The sequence below is a fragment of the Streptomyces sp. NPDC127098 genome, assembly GCF_042722465.1.
GTDB classification, from domain to species: domain Bacteria; phylum Actinomycetota; class Actinomycetes; order Streptomycetales; family Streptomycetaceae; genus Streptomyces; species Streptomyces millisiae.
The window spans coordinates 1-7,533 of sequence record NZ_JBHXFJ010000127.1 but is presented as its reverse complement, the minus strand read 5'-3'; the positions used below and the strand labels follow the sequence as shown (position 1 = coordinate 7,533).

The window sequence follows — 7,533 nt, the reverse complement described above, 5'->3', positions numbered from 1 at the left end:
CGCGACCGCGGGGGGTTGTCGGGCTTGCGCGCCTTGGCCACCAGCGGGGGGCTGCTGAACCGCCACATCGGCTAAATCGCCGCCGATCACCACGCCCGGCCCGGGGCCGGCGCCGCGATCCGCGGCGCCGACCAGTCGGTCGCGGTCGCCGGTGACCGGCTGCGGCCGGGTCGCGCCCACCGGGACCGCGACCGGCGACCGGTCGGCCCCGACACGCTGTTCGCCCTCGGCTCGCTCACCAAGACCTTCACCACGCTGCTGCTCGCCGAACTCACGGCGCGCGGCGAGGTCTCCTACGACGACCCGATCGACACCCACCTGCCCCCCGGTGCCACCACCCGCCCCGGACCCGACGCCCCGCGCACCCTGGTGGACCTGGCCACCCACACCGCGGGGCTGCCAAGGCTGCCCCGCAACCTCTACCTCAGGGGCCTGCGCCACTGGTGGACCGACCCCTACGCCGCCTACCGCCCCGTCGACCTCTACCGGGCCACCGCCCGGCTGCCCCGCCACCGGAGGCGCACCACGATCCGCTACTCGACGTTCGGCGTGGGCCTGCTCGGCCAGCTACTGGCCAACGCCACCGGCACCGGCTACGCCGAGCTGCTCGCCGAGCGGGTGCTGCGCCCCCTCGGCATGCGAGACACCCTGGTGCCCGACGAGGCGACGCTGGCCGAGCGCGCCGCCCACGGCCACCGGCACGGACGGCCGTTCCCGCACTGGCACTTCGACGCGCTCGCGCCCTCGGGCGCGCTCTACTCGACCGCCGTCGACATGCTGCGCTACCTGCGCGCCCAGCTCAATCCCGCGACCCTGGACTCGGCCTCGCTCGCCTCCGCGGTCGTCGACTCGCAGTGGCCGCGGCGCGCCCATCCGCGCGGCCAGAAGGTCGTCGGCCTCGGCTGGGACATCCGGGTGGTGGAGGGCCGCACCCTGCTCTGGCACACCGGCGCCGCCGGCGGGTTCACCGCGTTCGCCGGCTTCAGCCCGGACGCCGACGCCGGCGTGGTGGTGCTGGCCAACACCACGCCCACCCACCGGCAGCCCGTGCTCCGGGCCGGCCGCCGGCTGTTCAGGGCCCTGGCCCTGCCCTGACGGTCACCGCTCGGGACGCTCCAGCCGCCGCCCCTCGATGTCGGGGTCCGGTACCACCCGGCCGAACCAGGCCGGGTGGTACCAGATCCGGGAACCGGCGATGGCCATCACCGCGGGCACCAGGGTCAGCCGGACCACGAACGCGTCGAGCAGCACACCGACCGCGAAGGCGAAGCCGATGGCCTTGATGGTCGGGTCGCCGGTCGCCATGAACGCCACGAAGATCGAGAACATGATCAGCGCGGCCGCGGTCACCACCCGGGCGGCGAGCGCCGTGCCGACCGCCACCGCGCGCCGTGGGTCGTCCGTCTCGCCGTGCACCTCCTTGATCCGGGAGACGACGAACACCTCGTAGTCGCTGGAGAGTCCGAAGATGATGGCGAGCATGATGATCGGCAGGAAGCTGATCGTCTCGGTCGGCGTGATGCCGAACAGGTGCTCGCCCCAGCCCCACTGGAACATGGCCACCTCGGCGCCGAAGGCGGCGGCCACCGAGAGCAGGAAGCCGACGATCGACTTCAGCGGCACCAGGAGGGTGCGGAAGGCGAACGTCAACAGCACGAAGGCGAGTCCGACGACCACCAGGAGGAAGACCGGCAGCGCGCCGGAGAGTTTGGACGAGACGTCGATGTTGGAGGCGGTGGTCCCGCCGACCGTGACATGGGCCCCGGTGCCGGCCGCGACCTGCTCCCGGTGGTCCCTGATGTGGTGCACCAGGTCGGCGGTGGCCGGGTCGTTGGGTCCGGTCGCCGGCACCGCCTGGATCACCAGCACGTCGTCCCGCGCCCCGATCGGCCGGGCCGAGACCACCCCCGGCTGGTCGCCGACCTCCTTCGCGATCCGGTCCGCGTCCCGGTCGCCGCGCACGCTGTCGGCCACCACGAGCAGCGGCCCGTTGGCGCCCACGCCGAAGCCCGCGGCGATCAGGTCGTAGGCGCGGCGCTGGGTGTCCGAGGTGGGCTTGGCGGAGCCGCTCGGCAGCCCGAGTTCCAACTGGGTGGCCGGCAGCGCGAGCACGCCGAGCAGCAGCACGCCGCAGACCAGCGCCGGCCAGCGGTGCCGCACCACGAACCGCGCCCAGGCCGCGCCTCTGGTGCGCTCGGGCTCGGCGGCCGCCGTCCTGGCCACCCGCTCGGTCCAGCCGGGGCGCCCCGGGAGCCGCAGGAAGCGCACGACCCGCTCCCCTGCGAAGCCCAGCACTGCGGGCAACAGGGTGAGCGCGATCGCCATGGCCACCAGCACGGCGACCGCGGCGCACAGGCCCATCACGGTCAGGAAGGGGATGCCGACCACCGAGAGGCCGCAGAGCGCGATGATCACGGTGAGCGCGGCGAAGACCACGGCGCCGCCCGCGGTGCCCACGGCCATGCCGGCCGAGTCCTCGCCCGCCATCCCGGCGAGCAGGTTGTTGCGGTGCCGGTAGAGGATGAAGAGGCCGTAGTCGATGCCGCAGGAGAGGCCGAGCATGATGGCGACCGTGGTGGCGGCGGAGGCGATGTCGACCACCGCCGCCACGGCCGTGACGCCCATGATGGTGATCAGCACCCCGAGCACCGCGGTCACGATCGGCACCCCGGCCGCCACCACCGCGCCGAAGGTGATCAGCAGGATGATCGACGCGATGACCAGACCGACGAGTTCGGGCAGTTCGGAGACCTCGGTGCGCCATCCCGGGTAGACGCTGCCGGAGTACTCGACCTGGACGTCCGCGTCCTGGGCCGGCCGCACGGCGCGTTCGACGTCGTCGAGCGTGGACTCCTCGACGTTGCCCGGCTCGGCGGTGAAGTCCACGCTCCCGAGGGCGACCCGCTGGTCCGGCGAGACGGCCCTGGCCCGGAACGGGTCGGAGACCGCGCCGACCTGGGGCACGTCGCCGAGCCGCCGCATGGTCTCCTCGATGGCGGCGCGCTGCCGGTGGTCGGTCACCCTGGTCCCCCCGTGGGTGGCGAAGACCACCTGCGCCGAACCGCCGCCGAAGGCCGGCAGCTTGCGCTTGAGCAGGTCCGTCGTGCGCTGCGACTCGGTGCCGGGGATGGTGAAGACGTCGTTGGTCTGGCCGCCGCTGCCGATCGCCGACGCCACCGCGACCACGGCGAGCAGCAGCCAGCCGACGAGCACCAGGCGGCGTCGGCGGTGGGCCCAGCGGCCGAGCCTGAACAGTACGTGGGACATCGCGCTTCCTCCTGGCCGGCCGCGGACGACGTGACCGACCGCGCCCGTCCGGTCACCGGTCGATCCTTCACCGGAGGCGCCGAACGCGGACACCGCGACACGCGTGGGTGGCGCGTGGGAGAATCCGCCCAATTGTCATGCCCATGAATCTCCGTTCGGAGGACCGCATGAGCAAGCCCCGCACCACCTCGCCCCTCAGACGCCTCGTCATCGCGCTGGCCGTGCCACTGCTCGCGCTCCTCGGCCCGGCGCTGCCCGCCCGGGCCGAACCGGCCCCCGCCGCGTTCACCACCGCCCAGCTGGCCGCCGCCGGCGACGCCGTGCGCGCCGCCGACGTCGCGGGCACGGCGTGGGCCGTCGACCACGCCACGGGCACCGTCCGGGTCACCGTGGACGACACCGTCTCGGCCGCCGACCTCGCCCACCTCCGCCGCACGGCGGGCCCACTCGCCGACGCCCTGACCGTCGAGCGCACCCCCGGCACCCTCACCCCCAGGCTCCGCGGCGGCGAGTTCGTCTACGGCGGCGGGGCGCGCTGCGCGGTGGGGTTCAACGCCCGCTCCGGCTCCACCTACCACTTCATCACCGCCGGGCACTGCACCTCGCTGGCCGGCACCTGGTACGCCAACCCCGGTCAGACCACCGCCGTCGGCCAGACCGTCGGCACCAGCTTCCCGAACAACGACTACGGCCTGGTCCGCTACCTCACCGCCCCCTCCCCCTGGCCGCCCGGCGTGATCTGCAACGGCGTGCCGGTCGACATCATCGGGGTCGGCACACCCACCGTCGGCATGAGCGCCGTCTTCGCCGGGCCGGTCAGCGGCTGCCGCACGGGGACCGTCCTGGCCCTCAACGCCACCGTCAACTACGGCGGCGGCGACATCGTCTCCGGGCTCATCCGCACCAACATCTGCGTCGAGGCGGGTGAGAGCGGCGCGCCGCTGTACACCCCGGGCCGGCTCGCGCTCGGGATCCTCTCCGGTGGCACCGGCAACTGCGCCACCGGCGGCACCAGCTACTTCCAACCCGTCGGAGAGGTGCTCAACGCCTACGGGCTGACCCTCCCGTAACGTGGCGGAATGCCCGAACTGCCCGATGTGGAGGAATTCCGGCGGATCCTGGCCTCCTGCGCCACCGGCCGCCGGGTCGAGCGGGTCGAGGTGGCCGACGCCGGCGTGCTGCGCGGGGTCACGGCGCGCCGGCTGCGACAGCGGCTCACGGGCCGGACGTTCACCGAACCGCGCCGACACGGCAAGTGGCTGCTCGCCCCCACCGAGGGACCCACCGTGCTCTTCCACTTCGGCATGACGGGCCGCCTGCGCTGCGACCCGGCCGACTCCTCACCCGCGCCCCACGACCGGGTCACCCTCGTCCTGGACGACGGCCACCGGCTCCGCTACCGCGACCAGCGCAAGCTGCGCGGCATCTGGTTCGCCGCCACGGCGGCCGACGCGGACCGGCTGCTCGCCGACCAGGGCCCCGACGCGCTGGCCCTCGCCCCCGGCGAGCTGGCCGAGCTGCTCGCCGGTCAGCGCCGCCGCGTCAAGGCGGCGCTGCTGGACCAGTCGACCGTGGCCGGGCTCGGGAACCTGCTGGCCGACGAGATCCTCTGGCACGCCAGGGTCCACCCGGCCCGCCGCGCCGTCGACCTGGGGGACGACGAACGGCACCGCGTCGACTCGGCGACCCGGCAGGTGCTGCGCGGGGCCGTGCCCACCGGCCACGTGTCCGCCAAGCGCTCCTGGCTGACGGCCAGGCGGGACGCGCCGGCACCGCACTGTCCGCGCTGCGACACCCCGCTCCGGCACAGCCGGGTCGCCGGCCGCAGCACCCTGTGGTGCCCCGCCTGCCAACCGGAGTGATCCCGGCGCGCGCCCTCGGCGCGGCGACCCGGTCACGCTTCCACACGCCTCCTTGCCGTCCCTGACGTGCGGGCATCCCCCAGCTGTAGGGTTCACGGAGCCGGGAGGGCGCGATGGGTGGTAAACACAGCGACGGCAAGAACGGCGAGGAGGGGGACAGGAAGCAGTCCCCGCGCGAGAGCGACAGTCAGTGGCCGGGGCCGGTCACACCACCGTCTCCTCCCTCTCCTCCTTCGTCGCCGTCGCCGCCGAGCCCGCCGGAAGGGCAGTAGGCGGAAAGGACTCCTTCGCATGACCACGATGCGGCGGCTCGTGGCGGCCCTGCGGGACGCCGGTTCGCTCCCACCCCGGTGGGAGGACACGGTCGCCGCCGTGGACCGTGCCGGCTTCGTTCCCGACGTCTGCCCGGGCCTCGACCGGGCGGCGGACGAGCCGGCGTGGCTGGCGGCCGTCTACAGCGACCGGCCCGTGGTCACCCAGGTGGACGAGGGCGTGCCGGGCGGGCGCGGGATCCCTACCTCCTCCTCGTCCCAACCGTCGCAGATGCTGGAGATGTTGGAGCTGCTCGACGTTCACGAGGGACACCGGGTGCTGGAGATCGGCACGGCCACCGGCTACCACGCCGCGTGGCTGTGCCACCGGCTCGGCTCGGAGCACGTCACCTCGGTCGAGATCGATCGGCGGCTGCACGAGGCCGCCAGGAGGAACCTGGCGGCCGCCGGGTACGCGCCGCGCCTGGTCCTCGGGGACGGCACCAGGGGCCACCCGGCCGGCGCCCCCTACGACCGGATCATCAGCACCTGCACCCTGCGCGAGATCACGCCCGAGCTGCTCGCCCAGACCCGCGACGGCGGGCGGATCGTCACCCCGTTCGGCAGCAGCTTCCACTCGTACTCGTACCTGACACTCGACGTCCACGGCGGCGTCGGCGAGGGCCGGTTCTCCGGCCGCCCCGCGTTCATGTGGTCGCGCACCCAGGCCGGGCGGGGCGCGGACCTCTCCGACGTGTACCACGGCGAGCGTGGCGAGCGCGGCACCACCGACCTCGACCCGGCCCAGCTCAACGACCCCGAGGCGATGTTCGCGATCTCGCTGCGCGTGCGGGACGCCTGGCCCGAGATCGACTGGGAGGACGACGGATCCGGCGAGTGGACGTACTGGCTGCTCTCCGACGACCGCCGCTCGTGGGCCAGAACGGAGTACGTCCCGGGCCGCACCGAGTTCACGACGGAGCAGCACGGCCCACGGCGCCTCTGGGACGAGGTGGCGGCGGCCTACCGCCACTGGAGGTCCCTCGGCGCGCCCGGGCGTTCGCGCCACCGCCTGCGGGTCACGCCCGAGGGCTGGTCGGTCGACGTGCCGGCTCCCCCTCGGCCCGACTGACCGCGTCGAGCAGCAGCTTCGCGGCCACCGTCGCACCGTCGGTGCGGATCGCGGCGGCCACGGCGCTCGCCCGTGCCCGGGTCTCGGGGGTCAGGGCGGTGGCGAGCGCGGCGGACAGGGAGTCGAGGGTCGGCGTCGGGCCGTCGTGAGCCGCGCCGATGCCCAGCTCGGCCACCCGCGCCGCCCAGTACGGCTGGTCCGCGATCTGGGGGACCACCACCTGGGGCGCGCCGGCCCGGCTGGCCGTCGTCGTGGTGCCCGCGCCGCCGTGGTGCACGACGGCGGCCACCCGGCGGAACAGCGCCTGCTGGTTGACCTCGCCGACGACGAAGCAGTCCTCGGCGTCGTCGATCGGGGCCAGGCCGGCCCAGCCGCGGGCGAGGACCACGCGGCGGCCCTGTGCTCGGCTCGCCTCGATGGCCACTCTGGCGATGTCCTTCGAGACGTATGCGGCCATGCTGCCCAGGCCCACGTACACCGGTGGCGCGCCGGCGCCCAGGAACGCCTCCAGCGCTGCCGGGAGCGGGCGTTCGTCGGGCAGCATCCACGCCCCGGTCTGCACCACGTCGAGGTCCGTCATGCCCCGCGCCGGGCACAGCGTCGGGTCCGCCGCCAGCCACGGCTGGTCGGTGAGGACGTGGTCGCGGACGTTGTCCACCGGGGGCAGGCCGATGGCCGCCCGCTGGCCGTTGAGCGCCTCGCCGTACAACGCGTTCACCCGCTGGGCGTCCTGCTCCCACAGCACCCGGTTGTCGGTCTCCTCCCGCGGGGACTGCCTGCCAGGACGCCGCCCCGGAGGGAAGTGCCGCGACGGCAGTCCGAGGGTGTGGAAGCAGGCGAGCACGTAGCGGATGCCAAGGCTCTCGGCCACGTCCCGGGCGCCGGCCGGCATCAGTCCGGTCGCCAGCAGCGCGTCACATCCCTCCGCCGCCGCGGTGAGTGTCTCGAACCGCGTGGCGACCAACTCGCGGGCGAGCCGGAACGCGTCCTCCACGGTCGGCGGCCTGCTGCCGGCGACCAC

At 74.3% G+C, this 7,533-nt stretch carries 6 protein-coding genes; 4 read left to right on the top strand and 2 right to left on the bottom strand.

All coding sequences use genetic code 11. The annotated features are described in order from the left end of the window. Positions 1 to 75: 75 nt before the first annotated feature. Positions 76 to 1,095 (top strand): serine hydrolase domain-containing protein, encoded by a 1,020-nt coding sequence (locus ACFWI8_RS35890; protein WP_387100354.1) that lies wholly within the window; start codon positions 76 to 78, stop codon positions 1,093 to 1,095. A 3-nt stretch (positions 1,096 to 1,098) separates the two neighbouring features. On the opposite strand, the gene ACFWI8_RS35885 is transcribed toward ACFWI8_RS35890, so the two are convergent. Continuing rightward, positions 1,099 to 3,267 carry an MMPL family transporter gene (locus ACFWI8_RS35885; RefSeq protein ID WP_387100352.1) on the bottom strand — a complete coding sequence of 723 codons (2,169 nt, stop codon included), beginning with the start codon at positions 3,265 to 3,267 and terminating at the stop codon, positions 1,099 to 1,101. 167 nt (positions 3,268 to 3,434) lie between these two features. Between ACFWI8_RS35885 and ACFWI8_RS35880 the strand changes: the two genes are divergently transcribed. The 3 genes from ACFWI8_RS35880 to ACFWI8_RS35870 all read left to right on the top strand — a co-directional run bounded on the left by ACFWI8_RS35880 (position 3,435) and on the right by ACFWI8_RS35870 (position 6,512). Continuing rightward, positions 3,435 to 4,337: a S1 family peptidase gene (locus ACFWI8_RS35880; RefSeq protein ID WP_387100350.1), complete on the top strand. Its 903-nt coding sequence runs from the start codon at positions 3,435 to 3,437 to the stop codon at positions 4,335 to 4,337. 9 nt (positions 4,338 to 4,346) lie between these two features. Continuing rightward, on the top strand, positions 4,347 to 5,129 hold the full coding sequence (locus tag ACFWI8_RS35875) for an Fpg/Nei family DNA glycosylase (protein ID WP_387100347.1): 783 nt from the start codon (positions 4,347 to 4,349) through the stop codon (positions 5,127 to 5,129). 291 nt (positions 5,130 to 5,420) lie between these two features. After that, positions 5,421 to 6,512 (top strand): methyltransferase domain-containing protein, encoded by a 1,092-nt coding sequence (locus ACFWI8_RS35870; RefSeq protein ID WP_387100345.1) that lies wholly within the window; start codon positions 5,421 to 5,423, stop codon positions 6,510 to 6,512. On the opposite strand, the gene ACFWI8_RS35865 is transcribed toward ACFWI8_RS35870, so the two are convergent. Continuing rightward, positions 6,460 to 7,533, bottom strand: a 1,074-nt coding sequence (locus ACFWI8_RS35865; protein ID WP_387100342.1) for a glycosyltransferase, incomplete at its 5' end; no start/stop codon positions are given. The genes ACFWI8_RS35870 and ACFWI8_RS35865 overlap by 53 nt on opposite strands.